The organism is Streptomyces sp. NPDC042336, assembly GCF_055581985.1.
This window is the reverse complement of sequence record NZ_JBVJEA010000001.1, coordinates 396,545-416,353: the sequence shown is the minus strand read 5'-3', so window position 1 is coordinate 416,353 and position 19,809 is coordinate 396,545. Positions and strand designations below refer to the sequence as shown.

The window sequence follows — 19,809 nt, the reverse complement described above, 5'->3', positions numbered from 1 at the left end:
TGACCGACGTGAAGGCCCTGCACATCATCACCGGTCTCGGCGTCGGCGGCGCCGAGCAGCAGCTGCGGCTGCTCCTGCGTCACCTCCCCGTCGACTGCGACGTCGTGACGCTCACCAACCCCGGTCCGGTCGCCGACGGGCTGCTGGCCGACGGCGTGCACGTCGTCCACCTCGGCATGACCGGCAACCGCGACCTGTCCGCGCTGCCCCGCCTGGCCCGCCTGATCCGCACCGGCGGCTACGACCTCGTGCACACCCACCTCTACCGCGCCTGCCTCTACGGCCGCCTCGCCGCCCGCATGGCCGGGGTACGCGCGGTCGTCGCCACCGAACACTCCCTCGGCGACTCCCAGATGGAGGGCCGCCCGCTCACCCCGGGCGTCCGCGCCCTGTACCTGGCCGGGGAGCGCCTCGGCAGCGCCACGGTCGCCGTCTCCCCCACAGTCGCCGACCGGCTGCGCCGCTGGGGCGTGCCCGCGCCCCGTATCGAGGTCGTGCCCAACGGCATCGACCTGGAGCGCTTCCGCTTCGACCCGGTGCTGCGGCTGCGCACCCGGCGCCGCCTCGGCCTGCCCGAGGGCGCGTACGTCGTGGGCGGCGTCGGCCGGCTGACGGCGGCCAAGCGCTTCGACGTCCTGGTCCGCGCGCTGGCCCTGCTGCCGGCGGACTGCTGGCTGCTGCTGGTCGGCGGCGGCCCCCAGGAGCACCTGCTGCGCCGCACCGCCCACGAGGCAGGGGTCGCCGACCGCGTCCTGCTCACCGGCGAACGCCCCTACCTCCCCGACGGATCCCCCGGCCCCGACCTGCCCGCCCTCGCCGCCGCGATGGACGTCCTCGCGTCGCCGTCCCCGGAGGAGGCCTTCGGCCTGGCCGCCGTGGAGGGGCTCGCGTCCGGGCTGCCCGTGCTGTACGCCTCCTGCCCGGCGATCGAGGACCTGCCCCCCGGGTCCGCGCCCACGGCACGGCGGGTCGTGGGCGGCGCCGGGGAGTTCGCACGCGCCCTCGCCGGGGCCCGCGCGGCCCACGGCCCGGTCCCCGGCAGGCGCCCGGCGCCCGAAGCGGCCCGCCACTACTGCGTCACCCGCAGCGCCGCCCGGCTGATGGACGTGTACGCGACCACCCTCGCGCAACCGCTGCCCCCGCCCCCGTCCTCGTCCCCGGCATCCCAGGGAGTCACCTCCACATGACCGAGCCCCTCACCCAGTCCCCGGCCGAGACCGCGACGGACGACGGGCCCGCACCCCCCGCGCGCCGGCACCGCGTCCGGGCCGCCCTGCGCCGCGTCCCTGGCCGACTGCGCTCCCTGCCGCCCTGGTCCCCGCTGGCGGCCGGCGTCCTCGCCGGCGGGCTGCTCGGCGCCGGGTACGGCCTGCTCGCCACCCCGCAGTACACGGCGACGAGTTACGTCGTCGCCGTCCCCGCCGACGCCTCCGACCCGGCGTCCGCGCTGGGCTTCGCGCAGGCCTACGGCCGGGTCGCCACCCAGCTCGCGGTGCTCGGGGACGCGCAGATGTGGGCCCACGTACCGGTGGCGACCCTGGAGCGGAGCGTCCGCACCGCGACCTCGCCGGACGCGCCGATGGTCTCCGTGACGGCCACCTCCGCCGACCCCGAGGAGGCCGCCGACATGGCCAACGCCGTCACCCGGGCCCTGACCCGGCACGCGGCGGCGTCCGCCGACGACACCCACGTGGAGCTGCGGCAGTTCGCCCGGGCCACCGAACCCACCGAGGCGTCCTCGGCGTCCGCCGCCGTGACGGGCCTGGTGGGCGCGAGCGCGGGCGGACTGCTGGGCGGGCTGGCCCTGCTGGTCCGGCCGCGCCGCGGCGTACGGGAGCCCGGTCGCGCGGCGGTGCCCGGACCGGCGTCGGCGGCCGACGGCCGCGGACAGCTGTGACGTACCCGAGGCCGCCGCACCCGGGCGCGCTCCCGCCCGGTCACACCCTCGAACTGGTCACCGACGAGGCCGCCTTCGCGGAGCTGGCCCCGCAGTGGAGGCGGCTGTACGACCGGTGCGCCGCCGCGACCCCGTTCCAGAGCCACGCCTGGCTGCTCTCCTGGTGGCGCTCGTACGGTGCGGCCGGGCGGCTGCGGCTGGTGCTGGCCCGCGCGGGCGGCGAACTGGTCGCCGCGGCGCCGCTGACGCTCGTACGGCGCCCGGTGCCCGCGCTGGTGCCGCTGGGCGGGGCGATCTCGGACTACGGGGACGTCCTGCTCGACGACGAGCGGGGCCCGGACGCGGAGACCGCGCTCGCCGCGGGCCTGGCCGCGGCGGCCCGCACCGCGCTGGTCGACCTGCGCGAGGTCCGGCCGGGCGCGGCCGCCGAACGGGTCTACGCACGCTGGCGCGGCCCCCGGCACCGGCTCGCGGACTCGCTCTGCCTGGAGCTGCCCGCCCTCCCCGTGGACGAACTGGCCGCCCGGCTGCCCTCGGCCAAGGCCAGGCAGCGGGTCCGCGCCCAGCTGCGCCGGCTGGACGCGCTCGGCGTCAAGGCCCGGCCCGTCCTGCCCGACGAGACCGACGCGGCGCTGCGCCGGCTCCTCGACCTGCACCGGATGCAGTGGCAGGGGCGGAAGGTGACCGGCGAACACCTGCGCCCCCGCTTCCGCGAGCACCTGGTGCGGGCGGTGGGGCCGATGGTCCGGAACGGGGACGCGGTGGTCACCGAGTTCCGGATGGCCGACGAGGTGGTGGCCGTGGACGTGACGCTGCTGTCGCACCGGCTGGCCGGGGGCTACCTGTACGGCGCGCACCCCCGGCTGCGGGAGTCGAAGGCGGACGTGGCGGTGATGCTGCTGGCCGCGTGCGCCCAGCTCGCCCGCGCCCCGGGGCGCTCCACGCTGAGCCTGCTGCGGGGTGACGAGCCGTACAAGCACCGCTGGCGCCCGGAGCCGGTGCCGAACCAGCGGCTGCTGCTGGCCCGCCGCCGCACGGCACCGCTGCTGGCGGCGGCCCTGGCCGACGCCGCCGCCCGGCGGCGGGGCAAGGAGCTGCTGCGGCGGCGGGCGGAGCGGAAGGGGTGCGACGGTGGCGGCGCCTGACCGGGCCCGCCGCCACCGTGGCGCCCTGCGGGTGCCGCTACTTGTCGCGCGCGTACCAGTCCAGGCGCATGCACAGCTTCCCGCCGAGCCAGTACTCGACCCAGTCGCCCAGCTCCAGCGGCGAGCAGCCGGCCGGGGGCTCGGGTGTCGTGGACGGCTCCGGGGGCACGGGCGGCGCGGTGGGCGTGGTGGGTTCCGTGGGTGTGGGGACCGTCGGCTCGGGTGCGTCGGTGCGGCCGAAGAGCACGGACCGGTAGACGGCCGTGGACCGGGGATTGTCGTCGCACTGCCACACGCCGTGCGGGCAGTAGTCGGTGACCGTGTTGTACACGGGCTTGTGCTCGTCCATCCAGGCGAGCATGCGCCGCATGTAGGCGGCGTTGTCGCCGTTGCGGAACAGTCCCCATTCCGGGTAGGAGACGGGCTTGCCGTGCGCCTTCGCGAAGTCCACGTGCGCCTGGAGTCCGTAGGGTTCCTTCACCTGTTCGTCGAACGACATCCCGCGCGGCTGGTCGTAGGAGTCCATGCCGACGATGTCGACGGTGGCGTCGCCGGGATAGCACTGCGTCCAGGGCACGGCGTCCCGGCCGCGGCTCGGCGCGAAGTCGAACCGGAACTTCTGGCCGGGCACCGCGCGCATGGTGGTGACGATCCGGTTCCAGTACGTCTTCCACGCCTCGGGGTCCGGTCCGCAGCGGTGGGTGTAAGTGGTGCCGTTCATCTCCCAGCCGAGCACCAGGACCGTGTCCGGGACCTTGAGGGCGACCAGGCGTTCGGCGAGGGCGCGGAAGTGGTGGTCGAAGCGTCCGGCGGCGCCCTGGCGCAGCAGTTCGCGCACCTCGTCGTCGTCGACGTGCTCCTCGTTGCGCTCCATCATGGGCACGTTGAGGACGAGCATCCGGTCGGCCTCGCGGGTGCGCCAGTCGGCCCACACGTCGAGGAAGCCGGGGGCTCCCTCGATGTTGCTCCAGCGGTCGCCGGGCAGGTAGGTGTGGCCGACGCGCAGCTCGGCGCCGCCCAGCCAGCGGCTCAGCGCGGCCATCCGGGCCACGCCGCGGGGGCCGTAGTCGAGGTACGCGCCGAAGGCGGGGGTGGGTTCGGGCGCGGCCGGTTCGCCGGCGGCGACACCGGGGCCCGCGGCGAGGAACGCCGCCGCCGCGATCGCCGCGGCCGCGGCGTGCGCCGGACGCCGCCTGGACCGGGTCCGTGACTGCCGTGCGGCCATGCCGGCCTCCTTAGTGGTCTGTGGTCCGTCGTCCGGTCTTCGGTCGCCGTGAATCGCTCCTTCTTACTGACACTCAGTCATATGACCTGCCATCACGCCACCGCTGTTACGGCTTTCGAGTGCGCCGATCGCCCGCACCGGTGAACCTCATCCGAATCCGAAGGAAGTCTCCCGTGTCGCTGTTCGACACCCGTGTCCCCGCCGTTGTGCTGCGGACCGACCGGAACCCCTTTCACCACGGAACGCTGGGTGCCGTGCGCTCGCTCGGCCGCGCGGGGGTGGACGTGCACGTGGTCGCCGACTGCGATCAGAGCCCGGTCCGCGCCTCCCGTTACCTGAGCGGGCTGCACACCCCGCCGCCGCCCGGCGCGTCGCCCGCCGAGATCGCGGCGGTCCTGCGCCGCGTCGCCGGGCGGATCGGGCGGCCCGCCGTGCTGATTGCGATGGACGACGCGTGCGCCGTGGCGGTGGGCCGGGCGCGGGCGGAACTGGCGCCCGCCTACCTGCTGCCCGACCAGCCGGGCGAGCTGCCCGCCCGCGTGGCCGACAAGGCGGAACTGGCCGGTGTGTGCGCGGCCCTGGACGTCCCGCACCCCCAGACCCTGGTGCCGGACGGCGCGGCGGAGGCGGCGCGGGCGGCGTGGCGGCTGGGCCTGCCGGTGGTGGCGAAGTGGAGCCGGCCCTGGCTGGTGCCCCCGGGCGGCGGGCTGCGCAGCACGGTGCTGGTGCGCTCCGCCCGGGAGGCCGGGGAGCTGTACCTGCGGGCGGAGGAGGCGGGCAGCCGGCTGCTGCTCCAGGCGTTCCTGCCGCCGGGTGTCGACCGGGACTGGTTCTTCCACGGATACGCCGACCGCTCGGGCGCGGTCCGGGCGGGCGGTCCCGGCCGCAAGACGCGGGCCAGGCCGCGCGGCGCCGGTCTGACGGCGGTGGGCCGCTGGACGCCGAACCCGCGGGTGCGGGCGCTCGCCGAGCGGGTCACCGTGGAGCTGGGCTACCGGGGCGTCTTCGACCTCGACTTCCGCCGCTGCGGCACGACGGGCCGCTATCACCTGCTCGACTTCAACCCGCGCCCCGGCGCCCAGTTCCGGCTGTTCACCGACACCGCGGGACTGGACGTCGTACGGGCCCTGCACCTGGATCTGACGCACCGCCCGCTGCCTCAGGGGTTGCCGCGGCCGGGGCGGGTGTTCGTGGTGGAGAACTACGCGCCGCTGAGTGCCCTGCGTCCGGCCCGCGAGGCACAGGGGGGTCGCGAGCTGGCCTGGCACGCCCGGGACGACCGGGCGCCGGGCCGGGCGCTGTGGGCGCTGTGGGGCCGCCATGTGGGCGCCCGGCTCCGGGACCGCGTCCACCGGGGCCGTGACGGCCGCCCGGACACCGCGCCCCCGGCCCGCGCCCGCGTCGTACGCCAGGCCTCCGCCCCCGCCACGGACCGCACCGGCGCCCTCGACCGCCCGGACGAGGACCGGGCGGGCAGCCACTGAGGCCCCGCGCGCCCGGCATCTGTCGCAACGGCGCCCCCGGCGGCCCGTGGAGAGGGCCGGCGGGGGCGCCGGGGTGAGCGGAGGTGGGTTCAGCGGCCCGAGAGGGCCCGGCCCCTGCGGTACAGGATCGCTCCGCCCGCGATCAGGACGGCGCCGGCGGCCGCGGCGCCCAGGGTGCCCTCGCTGCCGGTCTCGGCCAGGACGGGCGGCTGCTCCGTCTGGGGAGCCGGCGGGGTGTGCTCCTCCTCGGACGGCGGCGGGGGCTCCTCCTCACCGGAGGGCGGCGGCTCCTCGTGGGTGGGCGGCGGGGGCTCCTCCTCGCCGTAGCCGGGCGGCGTGGTCGGGGGCGGCGGCTCCTCCTCGCCGTAGCCGGGGGGCTCCTCGGAGGCGTTCTCGCACTCGTTGCCGAAGACCGGGTTCAGCGCGGCGATCACGTCGACGGTGTTGCCGCAGAGGTTGACCGGCACGTCGACCGGGATCTGCGTGGTGTTGCCGGAATCGACGCCGGGCGAGCCCTCGGTCGCCCCGTCCGCGTGGGCACCGGACGACGAGGACGTGGACGAGGACGTCGACGAGGTGTCCTCGCCGTACCCGCCGCCCTTGCCGTTGCCGTCGGTCTGCTCGTCCGAGGTGTTCTCGCACTCGTTGCCGAAGGCCGGGTTCAGGGCGGCGATCACGTCGACGGTGTTGCCGCAGGCGTTCACGGGCACGTCGACGGGGACCTGGAGGGCGTTTCCGGACACGGCGCCCGGCGAGTTCGTGGCGGCTCCGTCCGCGTGTGAGTCGGCAAGGGCGGGGCTGCCGCACAGGGAAAGGATGCCGGTCGCGGCGGCAGCCGCGACCATCCCCCTGCTCAGGGTCTGTCGCACTCTGGTTGTCTTCCTGCTTGGAGAGATGAGAGATGAGAGATGGCCGGAGAACGATCCGGGGGGACCTGCTGCAGAAAGGGGAAAAGCCGGCCCCGAACCAAACGAGTTGGCCAAGGCCGGCCGTGACGCAGCCGGTCGGTGCGGAACGACGTCAGTCGTTCTCGCACTTGTTGCCGAACGCCGGGTTCAGCAGACCAACGACGTTGATGCTGTTGCCGCACACGTTGACGGGAACGTGCACGGGAACCTGGACGACATTGCCGGACAGGAGGCCCGGGGAGCCTACGGCGGCACCCTCGGCGCCGGCGTCGGCGAAGGCCGGGGCGGCCATGCCGAGGGCCATGATCGCGCCCGCGACGACAGCAGCGCTCTTCTTCATGAACTTTCCCTTCTCTGCGGTCATGCCTGAATGACGGCCGAAACCGCGCGAGCACAGCATTGACGGCTCGCACCATGACCTGCAGCCTGCAAACGAGGAATTGACAGCCGGGGAAACTACCGAACGTGGGACACCCCGGAATTCACTCGGATGCCTCACGACACGGCCCGGCCGTTCCCCCAGGAGAGCGACGACGTCGTTCCGCTCCCCGGCGAAATCCCGTCCCGTTCACGGCCGGGCGGCCCACGCGGAAGTCAGCGGGCCGCCCGCACCGGGCTGGGCTGGGCTCAGCGGCCCTCGCCGTTCGCCGACAGCACCGACAGGTCCTCCAGGACGTGCGACAGGGCGCCGTCCCGCTTGGCCTGCGTGGAGTTGTCCGCGCACTGCTGGTTCAGGTCGTCCGCCAGGACGTTGACGTCCTGGATCGGGACGAGGTTGATGACGGCGACGTTGACGTCCTCGAGGCCGACGCACGGCTTGTTCAGCGTGCCCTCGACCAGCGACAGCTGGGGGCTCATGTCGCCCTTGGTGGCCGAGTTGCCGAACGCCGACTCGGCGCCGTTGCCGTTGGCCACGGCCGGCCCGTTGTCGTCCCCGATGGCCAGGGCCTGGGGGGCGGCAGCGGCGGACATGCCGATCACAGAAGCGGCAGCCGCCGCGGCGACCATTGCCTTCTTGAGCACTTCGCGTTCCTTTCGTCGTAGCGACGCACTGTCCTACGGCCTCATCAACCCGGTGCGCCATGATTGGTTGCGGGCGTTCACCCGGTTGGCCCGCACGGGGTCGCCAAAAGGCAGCAGGAATCGCCGGAATCCCGGGGGAAAACGCGGACCCGTACACATTTCCCGTAGTCCGCCGACGGAGTGAACGGGAGAAACCCGACCGGACTCACGGAGTTGACCAGAGCGCTCCGGTGGACGGGGTTTCCTCAGAAAGGACTTGCCAGTGATCAAGAAGGTAGTTGCCTACGCGGCGATCGCCGCCTCCGTCATGGGCGCCTCCGCTGCCGCGGCACCGCAGGCGATGGCGATCGGCGACGACAGCGGGCCCGTCTCCGCCAACGGGAACGGCGCCTCGCAGTACTTCGGCAACTCGATGACCACGGGCAACATGAGCCCGCAGATGGCGCTCATCCAGGGTTCGTTCAACAAGCCGTGCATCGCGGTCAGCGACATCCCGGTCAGCGTCATCGGTCTGGTGCCGATCCAGGACCTCAACGTCCTGGGCGACGACATGAACCAGCAGTGTGCCGAGAACTCGACGCAGGCCAAGCGCGACGGTGCGCTGGCCCACCTGCTGGAGGACGTCTCGATCCTGTCGTCCAACGGTGAGGGCGGCAAGGGCTGACATCGCCCCGGGGGCGGGCCGCCGAGCACTTCGGCGGCCCGCCCCTTTCGCATGCCCGGGCCGTCGCCCGGGTCAGTCGCGCGGTGTCGCGTACAGCGCCTCGATCTCGTCCGCGTACGCCGCGACGGCCGCGTGCCGCTTCACCTTCAGGGACGGGGTCAGCAGCCCGTTCTCCTCGGTGAACTCGCCCTCGACCAGCCGGAAGGCCCGGATCGACTCGGCCCGGGAGACGGCCGCGTTGGCATGGTCCACGGCCTTCTGGACGTCGGCGCGCATCCTCGGGTCCCCTACGACCTCGGACATCGGTGTGCCGGGGGGCAGCCCGCGCACCGCCAGCCAGTGGGCGACTGCGTCCGGGTCGAGGGTGACCAGGGCGGCGACGAAGGGGCGGTTGTCGCCGACGACCAGGCACTGGGCGACGGGCGGGCGGCTGCGCAGGCGGTCCTCCAGGACGGCCGGGGAGACGTTCTTGCCGCCGGAGGTGACCAGGAGGTCCTTCTTGCGGCCGGTGATGGTGAGGTAGCCGTCGGCGTCGAGGGAGCCGAGGTCGCCGGTGGCGAACCAGCCGTCGGTGAGGGCCGCGTCGGTGGCCTCGGGGTTGCCGCGGTAGGAGCCGAAGACGATGCCGCCCTTGACCAGCACCTCGCCGTCGTCCGCGATGCGCACGGCGGTGCCGGGGACCGGCGGGCCGACGGTGCCGGGGCGGGGGCCGAGCGGGGGGACGATGGTGGCGGCGGCGGTGGTCTCGGTGAGGCCGTAGCCCTCGTAGACCATGATTCCGGCGGCGTAGAAGAACAGGTTGAGGTCGCGCTCCAGCGGGGAGCCGCCGCTGATGGCGTAGCGCATCCGGCCGCCCAGTTCCCTCCGAACCCGGCGGTAGACCAGCAGGTCGTACAGGGCCCAGCCCGCCCACAGGCCCGGGGTGGGGCCCTTGCCGCGGCCCAGGAAGCGTTCCAGGTGCGCGGCGCCGAAGCGGACGGCGAGGCGGTGGGCGCGTTCGAAGGAGGCACCGCGGCCGATCTTCTCGGCGGTCGCCCGGCCGGTGTCGTGGATCTTCTCGAAGAGGTAGGGGACGCCGACCAGGAAGGTCGGGCGGAACGACTTGAGCGCGGGGCGCAGTTCGTCGGGCCTGATGCTCGGGAAGTGGCCGATCTCGATGCGGGCCAGCAGGCAGGAGATCTGGATGGTGCGGCCCAGGATGTGGGCGAGCGGCAGGAAGAGGAGGGTCGAGGCCCGCTGGCCGGTGACCTCCTTGAAGATCGGGTGCAGCAGTTCGACCGTGTTGGCGGCCTCGGCGTGCAGGTTGGCGTGGGTGAGGACGCAGCCCTTGGGGCGGCCGGTGGTGCCGGAGGTGTAGCAGACGGTGGCGACCGTGTCCGGGGTGAGGGCGGTGCGGCGCTTGGTGACCTCGTCGTCGCTCACACCCCGGCCGAGGGCGGTGAGGTCGGCGAGGGCACCGGCGTCCAGTTCCCAGACCTGTGGGCGCTCGGGGTGCCCGGCCGTGCCGGTCCGGACGATGGCGGTGTTCGCGGCGGTCTCGGTGACGGCGTACCGGGCGCCCGAGTCGCGCACGATCCACTCGACCTGGTCGGCCGAGGAGGTGGCGTACACCGGGACGGTCTGGCCGCCGGCCGCCCAGATCGCGAAGTCCAGAACCGTCCACTCGTAGCGGGTGCGGGACATGACGGCGACCCGGCCGCCGGGTTCCAGGCCGGCCGCGATCAGGCCCTTGGCCACGGCGGTGACCTCGCGGGCGAACTCGGCGGCGGTGACGGGCCGCCAGGCCCCGTCCACCTCGCGGCGCAGGACCACCGCGTCGGGGGCCTCGGCCGCGTTGGTGAACGGGATGTCGGCGGTGCTGCCCTCGGTGGGGCGGGGCGCGAGGGCGGCGGTGCGGGCCTCGCGGACGGTGCCGTGCGCGTCCCTGACGGTCTCCGTCCTCGTGCGGGACGCCAGGTCACCGCGTCCCCTCGCCCGTTTCAGGTCCCTGCGTACGCCCATGACGGCTCCCGGTCGCGGATCGGACTGATGCGCTGTCGCGTGTACTCGCTGCGAACTTACTTCAGAGTAAACTTACCCACGCGTAAGGAAACGTCAATGGGCGGACGCACCCCGCCGGTTCAGGCCAGCCGGTCCGCCTCCTCGATCGCCTCGGCCAGCTCGCGCAGGTCCTCGTCCCGCGTGCGGTCCGCCAGGCCGTCGGCCCGCTCGGACAGTTCGGCGAGGCCGGGCGCTCCGGGCAGGGAGCCGCCGTCGCCGTGGTCGTCGCCGTGGCCGCCGCCCGAGGAGCGCAGCGCGTCGGCGAAGTAGGCCGCGGTCGCCGTGACGCGCAGTCCGCGGTCCGACTCCCAGACGGAGTCGTCGAGGGCGTCGCTCTCCACGGCGCCGGACTCCTCGTGCGGGGTGCGGCTGTCGGGGTCGAGCCAGCGGACGGTGGCCGTGGCGAGGTGGCCGTCGGCGCCGGGCCTGGTGCGGACGGCGTAGAGGGCGGTGACGGTGTGGCCGGGGCCGACCTCGCCGCCGTCGACGCGGTCGTCGCGGAAGTCCTCGTCGGCGACCTGGCGGTCGTCGTAGCCGACGAGGCGGAACTCGGCGACGGTCTCCGGGTCGAAGGCGACCTGGGCCTTGGCGTCGCGCGCGGTCAGCTCGATGTGGCGCGGGAGCTGCTCGCAGAACACCTCGCGGGCGTCCTCGGTGGTGGAGACGTACGTGGTGTGGCCGTCGCCCTTGTCGGCGAGGCGTTCCATCAGGGCGTCGCCGTAGTCGCTGCCGACGCCGACGCCGAAGAGGGTGATGCCGTGCTCGCGGCGCTCGGCGGCGATGCGTTCGAGGATGGTGTCCGCGTCGGTGTCGCCGGTGTTGGCGAGGGCGTCGGAGACGAGGACGACGCGGTTGGTGGCACCCTCGCGGCGGCCCTCGACGGCGGTCTCGTAGCCGGTCTCCACGCCCGCGCCGAGGTTGGTGGAATCCGTCGGCTCCAGGCCGTCGATCGCGTCGTGGACGCGGTCGCGGTGGTCGCCGAGCCGGGTCATGGGCAGGACGGTCTCGGCCTCGTCGCTGAAGGTGACGAGCGCGACGGAGTCGTCGTCGCGCAGCCGGTCGGTCATGGTGCCGAGGGCCTCCCGGGCGAGGTCGAGGCGGCCGGGTTCGCCCATGGAGCCGGAGGTGTCGATGACGAACGTCAGGGCGGCCGGCGGGCGTTCGTCCTCCCGCGCGGCGGTGCGGGTGGCCAGGCCGACGCGGAGCAGGGACCAGTCCTCGTCCTCGGTGCGGGCGCCGTCCACGGACACCGAGAAGCCGTCGCCGTCGGGGCGGTCGTAGTCCTGGCGGAAGCTGTTGACGAACTCCTCGGGGCGGACCGTGGCCGGGTCGGGCAGCCGGCCCTCGGCCAGGGTGCGGCGGGCGTAGCCGTAGGAGGCGGTGTCGACGTCGAGGGCGAAGGTGGACAGGTAGTCCGGGTCGGGCGCGATCTCGCGGGAGTCGCCGTTCTTTTCGCCCTCGCCGCTGCTCGTGCCGCCGTCGTGGCGCTGCTCGCCCTCGCCGCGCGGGCGGTCGGGTGCGGGCATCGGGGCCGAGCCGTCCCGGGAGTCGGCCGCGGTGTCCTTCGCCCCGTGCGACGCGTCGTCCGTCCCTCCGCAGCCGGTGAGCAGCAGGCCGCCCGCCAGGGTCAGCGCGAGCAGCGCGGTCGCGCCGTGCCGCCCCCGCTTCCCGTCGGTCCCGTACCGGTTCATCGTCCGTCCCCCTGTGCTTCGTCGGCGCCGGTGTACGTGACTGTGACGGCGCGGCGGGGCGAAACGTGCGGCACGGGGTGTTACGGCTGGGTCTCGAAGCGGGCACGGGGCGGGGCGCCGAGACCGGTGGGTGGTCCTGCGCCGGCCTACGACACGATGTCCTTGCGTGCGAAACCGCGGAAGGCCAGGGCGAACAGCACCAGCGCGTACGTGACCGAGACCGCCGTGCCCTGGATCATGCCCGACCACTCCGGGTTCGGCTGGACGGCGTCCGCCCAGGCGAACTGCCAGTGCGCGGGCAGGAAGTCGCGCCAGTGGCCCAGCGCGGTCACGGCGTCCAGGACGTTGCCGACGATGGTGAGGCCGACGGCGCCGCCGACCGCGCCGAGCGGTGCGTCGGTCCTGGTCGACAGCCAGAACGCGAGGGCGGCGGTGACCAGTTGGGACACGAAGATGTACGCCACGACCACCACCAGGCGCTGCGCGGCCGTGCCCGGGGAGAGCGAACCGCCGGTGGGGATGGCCAGCGGCCCCCAGCCGTAGGCGACCGTGCCCACGGCCAGCGCCACCAGGGGCAGCAGCACCATCGCGGCCAGGCTCAGCCCGAGCCCGACGGCCAGCTTCGACGCGAGCAGCCGGGCGCGCGGCACCGGCGCGGCGAGCAGGTAGCGCAGGGAGGACCAGCTCGCCTCGGACGCCACGGTGTCCCCGCAGAACAGGGCGACCGGGACGACGAGCAGGAAGCCCGCCGAGACGAAGAGGTTGACCGCGGCGAAGTTGGCGCCGGAGGCGGTGGCGGTGTCCATCAGGGTGATGCGGTCGCCGGGGCCCTCCGGCTCGCCGCCGATCGCGAAGGCGACGACGAGGACGAACGGCAGCACGGCGAGGATCGCGCCCATGACCAGGGTGCGGCGCCGCTTGAGCTGGCGCACCAGCTCCACCCGCAGGGGGAGGGTGCGGCCCGCCCGGTAGCCGTACGCGGAGTCGGACGCCGCCGCTCCGGGCGCGGGCCCGGTCGTGGCCGGCTTGGTGGGCGTGCTCATGCGGAACCTCCGATCAGGGTGAGGAAGGCGTCCTCCAGGCGGCGGTGCGGTCCGACCGACGCCACCGGGATCTCCAGCCGGACCAGTTCGGCGACCAGGCCCGGCGCGGTGCCGCCGGGGTCGAGGCGGATCAGGAGCCCGTCGTCGGTGTGCACGACCGAGGCCACGCCGGGCAGGGCGGCGACCTTGTCCACCAGGGGTTCGTCCACGGGCAGGCCGGTGCCGACGAGGAGGGTGTCGCCGGAGCCGATGATCTCGGCGACCGGGCCCGCCTGGACCAGCCGGCCCCGGTCCATGACCACGAGGTGGGTGCAGGACTGCTCGACCTCGGCCAGCAGATGGCTGGAGACGATCACGGTGCGCCCGGCCGCCGCGTAGCGGATCATCACCTCGCGCATCTCGCGGATCTGCGGCGGGTCCAGGCCGTTGGTCGGCTCGTCGAGGATGAGGAGGTCGGGCAGGCCGAGCATGGCCTGGGCGATGGCCAGGCGCTGGCGCATGCCCTGGGAGTAGGTGCGCACGGCGCGGGCGAGCGCGTCGCCGAGACCGGCGATCTCCAGGGCCTCGTCCAGGTGGGCGTCCTCGGGCGGGCGGCCCGTCGCCCGCCAGTACAGCTCCAGGTTCTCCCGGCCGGACAGGTGCGGCAGGAAGCCCGCGCCCTCGACGAAGGCGCCGACCCGGGACAGCACCGGGGCACCGGGACGGATGGCGTGGCCGAAGACGCGGATCTCGCCGTCGTCCGGCTTGATCAGGCCCATCAGCATCCGCAGGGTGGTCGTCTTGCCCGCGCCGTTGGGTCCGAGCAGGCCGAGCACCTGCCCCTTCTCGACGCGGAACGACAGCTCCCGCACCGCGTACCGCTCGGCGGACCCGGCGTAGCGCTTGCTCAGGCCGGTGATCTGCAGGGGTACGTCGGTCAGCGCGGGGTCGGGTGCGGGTGCGGCGGTGCGGCGGCGGCCGGTCCACAGCAGGGCCAGGGCGACGGCGGCACCGGCCGGCGGCAGCCACCACACCCAGGCGGGCAGCGGCGCGGCGGCGGTCGTCACGCCGGGGGCGGTGGGCACCGACAGGCCGCCCTTGAGGGAGACGGTGTAGGTCGCCGGGGCGGCCGGGGAGGCGTAGCCGAGGTCGGTGGAGGCGAGCACCAGGCGGAGGCGGTGGCCCTTCTCCACCTCGTGGTCGATGGCCGGGAGGGTGACCGTCACGTCCTTGCCCGCCTTGGCGTCCTCGACGCGGACGGGGGCGACCAGCTGCGACGGCAGTACGGGCGCGGTGGAGCCGGGGCCGACGTCGTAGACCTTGGCGAAGAGGACGGCGTCCTCGGTGGTGGAGCGGACGTGGACGGTGGCCGTCGGCGAGCCGGTGATCCGCAGGTCGTCGCCGACCGGGGCGGACTCGAACGCGGCGTACTGGCCGGGGAAGTCCAGGGAGATCCCGACGCCGAGCGAGGAGAGCTGGGAGAGTCCTCCGGCGCCGCCGATGCCGGGGAGGGCGGAGACGGCGGGCGGGTTGGCCCCGGCCGGGTTGTCGACGCTCTGCTCGCGGCCGCGCAGGGGCACGGACCGCTGCCCGTCGGCCAGACCCGGGTACTGGTCGGCGCTCGCGCCGCGCAACTGGGCCTGTCCGTCGGTGGAGTCGACGCCCCCGGTGCGGGTGACACGGAAGGCCGGGCCGGTGTCGGCGCCCTCGTCGTCCTTCAGGTAGCGGTCGAACCAGTCGTCGACGCGTGCCTGGACGCGGTCGCCCTCCAGGTCGCCGCCGTCGTGCCCGCCCGCGATCCAGTCGACGTCGACGGGGGCGCCGTTGGCCCGGATCGCCTTCGCCGCGGCGTCGGCCTGGCCGAGCGGGAACAGGGAGTCGGTCTGGCCCTGCGCCAGCAGGGTGGGCACCTTGATGCGCTCGCCCACCGCCTGCGGGCTGCGCTCCTCCAGGAGCTTCGCGGCCGCGGCGTCGGGCGTGCCGGACTCGGCGACCCGCTGGTACATGCGGCACAGGTCCGCCTCGAACCGGTCGCAGCCGCCGCCGGAGTTGACGAAGATGCCGGCCCACAGCTTCTTGAAGACGCCGTTCGGGAAGAGCGCGTCCGCCAGGTTCCAGTACGTGATCGCCGGGGCGACGGCGTCCACCCGGGTGTCGTGCCCCGCCGCGAGCAGCGCGACCGCGCCGCCGTAGGAGCCGCCCGCCACGCCGACGCGGGGGTCGCCGTCCTTGTCCAGCCGCACCTGGGGCTGCCGGGCGAGCCAGTCGATCAGCCGGGACACGTCGGCGACCTCGCCGTCCGGCGCGTTCAGCCCGATCTTCCCGGTGGACCTGCCGAAGCCGCGCGCCGACCAGGTCAGGACCGCGTACCCGTCCCTCGCCAGGTCCTCGGCCTGCTCCCGTACGTCGTCCTTGCTGCCGCCGAAGCCGTGCGCGAGCAGGACGGCCGGGCGGCGGCCGCCGGGGCCCGCCGTGAAGTACGAGGTGTCCAGGCGCACGCCGTCGCCCACCGCCATGACCTGGTCGGCGCGCCGCACCTGGGCCGGGTCGTCACCGGCGACGGCCGTCCACGTCCCGGCGCCGGCGAGCACGACGACGGCGGCCGCGGCGGAGAGCAACCGCCGCGGCCCCCGTAGCAGCCCTCGCACGCGGGGCAGTCGAAGATCCATGTGTCAACGGTACGGGCCGCCGCCGACAACGGAGGCCGCCCCGGGGCTGAACCGGCGGCCCTCCCACGGAAGTACGGCGCCACTCGCGCGTACCACGGACGCGGTAGGCCGGCCGGGGTCCGCAGGGCCGTCACGTCGTGCGGGCCGTCAGGCCCGGCGGCGGTCACGGGTCCCGCGGCCGGTCACTGTCCCGCGGGCTCGCGGACGTCCTGCGGGACGGTGACCAGCCAGCGGGTGTCGCGGCGCGGGCGCAGGTACAGGGCCCAGTACAGGGTGGCGACGGCCGCGATGGAGCCGGTCAGCAGCAGGTGGCCCGCCTCCTGCTGGGTCAGGATGTAGGCGAGGACCGCGATCAGCAGGACCGGCACCACCGGCCACAGGGGCATGCGCCACGCGTGCGCGTGCCGGTGGGCGCCGCGCCGGGACAGCAGGGCGGCGACCGCGACCAGCAGGTACATCGCGGTCACCGAGACGCCGGTGACGCCGTACAGGGTGTCGAGGTTGACGTAGCACAGCGCGGCGCCCGGCACGCCGACGGCGAGGGTGGCGACCCACGGTGAGCCGAACCGGCCGAGCCTCGCGAAGAGCCCGTTGACCGGGGCGGGCCAGGCCTTGTCGCGGGCGGAGGCGAACAGCACGCGTGAGTTCTGGATGACCATGACGATGCCGGCGTTGACGATGGCGAGCGCCACGCAGAGGCTCACGAAGGTGCCGACGGCCGAGTTGGACCAGGCGGTGACCATGGCGCCGATGTCGCCGCCGGTCAGCTCGGTCAGGTCGGAGGCGCCGAAGGTGATGGCGACGACCGGGACCAGGATGATCACCGTGGAGATGGCGAGGGTGGCCAGCACCGTGCGGGCGACGTTGCGGCGCGGGTTCTCCAGTTCCTCGGAGAGGTAGACGGCGGTGGAGAAGCCCTGCGTGATGAAGAGGGCGATGGCGAGGCCGGAGACGACCAGCATGGCGGTCACGGGGTCCACTCCGCCGCCGGCGCCGCCCACCTCCATCGACACGAGGCTGCCGGGTCCGCGCTCGGCGTGGGTGAAGCCCAGCACCGCGACGACGGCCGCGGCGATGACCTCCAGGACCAGGAAGACGCCGGTGATCCAGGCGTTTGCACGCAGGTCGAGCAGTCCGGCGAGGGTGGCGAGCAGCATGACGCCGGCGCCCGCCAGGGAGGGGTCGAGGTGCAGGACCGGTTCGAGGTAGTCGGCCGTGCCCATGGCGATCACCGGCGGCACGATCATGACGACCAGCAGGGACAGCACGAAGACCAGCCAGCCCGCCAGGCGCCCGGCCATCGTCGACACCATGGCGTACTCGCCGCCCGCGCTGGGGACCAGGGTGCCCAGCTCCGAGTAGCAGAACGCCACGGCGACACAGAGCAGGGAGCCGATGGCGATGGTCAGCGCGGTGGCGGTGCCGAGCGAGCCGAAGAGGTCGGGGACGACCACGAACAGCGTGGAGGCGGGGGTCACGCACGAGAGGGTGAGCAGTGTGCCGCCGACGACCCCGATGGAACGCTTGAGCGTCCTCGGCTCCGGAGGTGCCGGGGTGTCCGGGGGCGCGGCGGCGGTCTCGACGGGGCGGAGCGTGTCGGTCATGGAGCGGTTCCGATCGACTCGTGCGGCGTGGTTCGCGAGGGAGCGCTATCGCCTCCGGAGGCTGGGTCGTACGTCGTTCTGTTTCGCTCCCGACGCCGCATGGAATCGCGACGAAAACCGCTGCGTCAATGGGTGTTTACCTACGGAAACCGTTGATCGCTACCGTCGGTACATCCGGAAACGGCAACATGCTCCTTGACGCGACGGGGCTTTGGGCCGTGCGGGAACCGTAGGGGGCGGGGCAAAAAAACCTGCCACGCACGAGGGTGCCGCGGTCCCGGCGGGACCACGGCACCCTGGAGCCACGGCTGCTTCAGTGGTTGCGCGGGAAGCCCAGGTCCACGCCCGCCGGGGCGTCGGCCGGGTCCGGCCAGCGGGTGGTGACGACCTTGCCGCGGGTGTAGAAGTGCGTGCCGTCGTTGCCGTAGATGTGGTGGTCGCCGAAGAGCGAGTCCTTCCAGCCGCCGAAGGAGTGGTAGCCCACGGGGACCGGGATCGGCACGTTCACGCCGACCATGCCGGCCTCGACCTCCAGCTGGAAGCGGCGGGCCGCGCCGCCGTCCCGGGTGAAGATCGCGGTGCCGTTGCCGAACGGCGAGGCGTTGATGAGGGCCAGGCCCTCCTCGTAGGTGTCGGCGCGCAGCACGCACAGCACCGGGCCGAAGATCTCGTCCTGGTACGCCTTGGCGGTGGTCGGCACCCGGTCGAGCAGGGAGATGCCGATCCAGTGGCCGTCCTCGTGGCCGTCGACCGTGTAGCCGGTGCCGTCCAGGACGACCTCGCAGCCCTCGGCCGCCGCTCCCGCGACGTAGGAGGCGACCTTGTCGCGGTGCGCCTTGGTGATCAGCGGGCCCATCTCGGAGGACGGGTCGGTGCCGGGACCGATCTTGATCTTCTCGGCGCGCTCGCGGATCTTCTCCACCAGCTCGTCGCCGACGGCACCGACCGCGACGACCGCGGAGATCGCCATGCAGCGCTCCCCGGCCGAGCCGTAGGCGGCGCTCACGGCCGCGTCCGCCGCCGCGTCGAGGTCGGCGTCGGGCAGCACCAGCATGTGGTTCTTGGCGCCGCCGAGCGCCTGCACGCGCTTGCCGGCCGCGGAGGCGGTGGTGTGGATGTAGCGGGCGATCGGGGTCGAGCCGACGAAGGAGACCGCCTTGACGTCCGGGTGCTCCAGGAGGCGGTCCACGGCCACCTTGTCGCCGTGCACGACGTTGAAGACGCCGTCCGGCAGACCGGCCTCGGAGAGCAGCTCGGCGACCTTCACGGCGGCCGAGGGGTCCTTCTCGCTCGGCTTGAGCACGAAGGTGTTGCCGCAGGCGATGGCGATCGGGAACATCCACAGCGGCACCATCGCCGGGAAGTTGAACGGCGTGATGCCGGCGACCACGCCGAGCGGCTGCCGGATGGAGGACACGTCGACGCGGGTGGCGACCTGCGTCGACAGCTCGCCCTTGAGCTGCACGGTGATGCCGCAGGCCAGGTCGACGATCTCCAGGCCGCGGGCGACCTCGCCGAGCGCGTCGGAGTGCACCTTGCCGTGCTCGGCGGTGATCAGCTCGGCGATCTCGTCGCGGTGGGCGTCCAGCAGCGCCCGGAACTTGAAGAGGATGGAGGTCCGCTGGGCCAGCGAGGACTGACCCCACGTCAGGTACGCCTCCTTGGCGGCGGCGACCGCGGCGTCCACCTCGTCGACGGAGGCGAAGGCGACCTTGGTGGTGACCTCGCCGGTCGCCGGGTTCGTCACCGGACCGTACGTGCCCGAGGCGCCTTCGGCGGTCTTGCCGCCGATCCAGTGGTTGACGATGTTCGTCATGACCGAGAACTCCTTCACAGATGGCGGCGACGGGTCGAGACGTGCCGTTGGTGCAGCTCGCGCTGCTCGTGCTGCTGCTCACGGGCCGGGACCGGCGCCGGTCGGGTCGCGGTCTCGGCCATGACTCCATCCCAGCAGCCGGGTGCCGCGGGCGCGCCCGACACTGTGTCTGCGGTTTGGGCGTCCGCGTAGACACGTGGGGCAGTGTGGTCGGTCCGCGCCGGGACGCGACGCGGGAACCTCCGGCGCGGAGCCGGTGCGAGCGGGGAGTTGGCGCTCGTGCCTCGCTCCTGCCAGGGCGAGGCCGCCTTCCCGCGCCGGAGGCGTTCGGTGGGGGAACCGGCGACCGGGCCGTGTGCCATCGGGTCGTGCGCCATCGCGTTCCCTTCTTGCCCGCGCCCTTGCGTCACCCCGGTTTCTAGCCCCGCGCGTGCGGCCTGTCAATGTTTTGTCCGGACATTCGGACGACTTGGTCCGAGTGGCGGTCCGGGGGCCGCCCGCGGGCGCAGGGGGACGTACGGCGGAACGCGGCCGGTCGCCACAGTCAACGCGCCACGCCTGAACGACGGCGTACGCCTGTGTGGCACTCGTGTCACAAAAGCACCCTCCGCGTCACACATG

Annotated in this window: 15 protein-coding genes and 1 pseudogene; 5 read left to right on the top strand and 11 right to left on the bottom strand. The window is 73.9% G+C overall.

All coding sequences use genetic code 11. From position 1 onward, the window contains the following. The first annotated feature begins 8 nt into the window (after positions 1 to 8). Genes ACZ6IM_RS02055 through ACZ6IM_RS02045 form a run of 3 tightly spaced genes read left to right on the top strand, consistent with a single transcriptional unit; the run spans position 9 to position 3,042 of the window. Positions 9 to 1,187: a glycosyltransferase gene (locus ACZ6IM_RS02055; protein ID WP_052838286.1), complete on the top strand. Its 1,179-nt coding sequence runs from the start codon at positions 9 to 11 to the stop codon at positions 1,185 to 1,187. After that, positions 1,184 to 1,897 carry a YveK family protein gene (locus ACZ6IM_RS02050; protein WP_469553863.1) on the top strand — a complete coding sequence of 238 codons (714 nt, stop codon included), beginning with the start codon at positions 1,184 to 1,186 and terminating at the stop codon, positions 1,895 to 1,897. Before ACZ6IM_RS02055 ends, ACZ6IM_RS02050 begins: the two co-directional genes overlap by 4 nt. Beyond that, positions 1,894 to 3,042, top strand: a complete 1,149-nt coding sequence (locus ACZ6IM_RS02045) for a GNAT family N-acetyltransferase (RefSeq protein WP_052838079.1) — start codon at positions 1,894 to 1,896, stop codon at positions 3,040 to 3,042. The genes ACZ6IM_RS02050 and ACZ6IM_RS02045 overlap by 4 nt, the downstream gene beginning before the upstream one ends. A gap of 37 nt (positions 3,043 to 3,079) precedes the next feature. Here ACZ6IM_RS02045 and ACZ6IM_RS02040 read toward each other — a convergent pair whose 3' ends face one another. Next, positions 3,080 to 4,267 carry a glycoside hydrolase family 26 protein gene (locus tag ACZ6IM_RS02040; protein WP_052838078.1) on the bottom strand — a complete coding sequence of 396 codons (1,188 nt, stop codon included), beginning with the start codon at positions 4,265 to 4,267 and terminating at the stop codon, positions 3,080 to 3,082. Between the two features lie 173 nt (positions 4,268 to 4,440). Here ACZ6IM_RS02040 and ACZ6IM_RS02035 point away from each other — a divergent pair, with 173 nt between their 5' ends. Further along, complete coding sequence (locus tag ACZ6IM_RS02035) at positions 4,441 to 5,751, top strand: ATP-grasp domain-containing protein (RefSeq protein WP_052838077.1); 1,311 nt, start codon at positions 4,441 to 4,443, stop codon at positions 5,749 to 5,751. An 89-nt stretch (positions 5,752 to 5,840) separates the two neighbouring features. Here the strand turns inward: ACZ6IM_RS02035 and chpA are convergent, their stop codons facing one another. From chpA to rdlA, 3 genes are all read right to left on the bottom strand, one after another. After that, on the bottom strand, positions 5,841 to 6,620 hold the full coding sequence (gene chpA / locus ACZ6IM_RS02030; protein WP_469553860.1) for an LAXTG-anchored chaplin ChpA: 780 nt from the start codon (positions 6,618 to 6,620) through the stop codon (positions 5,841 to 5,843). 151 nt (positions 6,621 to 6,771) lie between these two features. After that, entirely contained in the window at positions 6,772 to 6,999 is a 228-nt protein-coding gene (gene chpD, locus ACZ6IM_RS02025; protein WP_052838075.1) for a chaplin ChpD, read from the bottom strand. 287 nt (positions 7,000 to 7,286) lie between these two features. Then, positions 7,287 to 7,682 carry a rodlin RdlA gene (gene rdlA / locus ACZ6IM_RS02020; protein ID WP_052838074.1) on the bottom strand — a complete coding sequence of 132 codons (396 nt, stop codon included), beginning with the start codon at positions 7,680 to 7,682 and terminating at the stop codon, positions 7,287 to 7,289. A gap of 262 nt (positions 7,683 to 7,944) precedes the next feature. Between rdlA and rdlB the strand changes: the two genes are divergently transcribed. Further along, complete coding sequence (rdlB, locus tag ACZ6IM_RS02015) at positions 7,945 to 8,346, top strand: rodlin RdlB (protein WP_003976081.1); 402 nt, start codon at positions 7,945 to 7,947, stop codon at positions 8,344 to 8,346. A 72-nt stretch (positions 8,347 to 8,418) separates the two neighbouring features. Here the strand turns inward: rdlB and ACZ6IM_RS02010 are convergent, their stop codons facing one another. From ACZ6IM_RS02010 to ACZ6IM_RS01980, 7 genes and pseudogenes are all read right to left on the bottom strand, one after another. After that, positions 8,419 to 10,347 (bottom strand): AMP-dependent synthetase/ligase, encoded by a 1,929-nt coding sequence (locus ACZ6IM_RS02010; protein ID WP_469553858.1) that lies wholly within the window; start codon positions 10,345 to 10,347, stop codon positions 8,419 to 8,421. Positions 10,348 to 10,466: 119 nt separating this feature from the next. Further along, positions 10,467 to 12,077: a vWA domain-containing protein gene (locus tag ACZ6IM_RS02005; protein WP_052838072.1), complete on the bottom strand. Its 1,611-nt coding sequence runs from the start codon at positions 12,075 to 12,077 to the stop codon at positions 10,467 to 10,469. A 146-nt stretch (positions 12,078 to 12,223) separates the two neighbouring features. Next, positions 12,224 to 13,120 (bottom strand): ABC transporter permease, encoded by an 897-nt coding sequence (locus ACZ6IM_RS02000; RefSeq protein ID WP_052838071.1) that lies wholly within the window; start codon positions 13,118 to 13,120, stop codon positions 12,224 to 12,226. Continuing rightward, entirely contained in the window at positions 13,117 to 15,768 is a 2,652-nt protein-coding gene (locus ACZ6IM_RS01995) for an alpha/beta fold hydrolase (RefSeq protein ID WP_052838070.1), read from the bottom strand. Before ACZ6IM_RS01995 ends, ACZ6IM_RS02000 begins: the two co-directional genes overlap by 4 nt. Before the next feature lie 182 nt (positions 15,769 to 15,950). Continuing rightward, entirely contained in the window at positions 15,951 to 17,372 is a 1,422-nt protein-coding gene (locus ACZ6IM_RS01990; RefSeq protein ID WP_052838069.1) for an APC family permease, read from the bottom strand. Between the two features lie 313 nt (positions 17,373 to 17,685). Further along, complete coding sequence (gene mmsA / locus ACZ6IM_RS01985; protein ID WP_052838068.1) at positions 17,686 to 19,188, bottom strand: CoA-acylating methylmalonate-semialdehyde dehydrogenase; 1,503 nt, start codon at positions 19,186 to 19,188, stop codon at positions 17,686 to 17,688. A 14-nt stretch (positions 19,189 to 19,202) separates the two neighbouring features. Beyond that, a pseudogene (locus ACZ6IM_RS01980) lies at positions 19,203 to 19,409 on the bottom strand (hypothetical protein); the annotation flags it as partial. Positions 19,410 to 19,809: the final 400 nt, after the last annotated feature.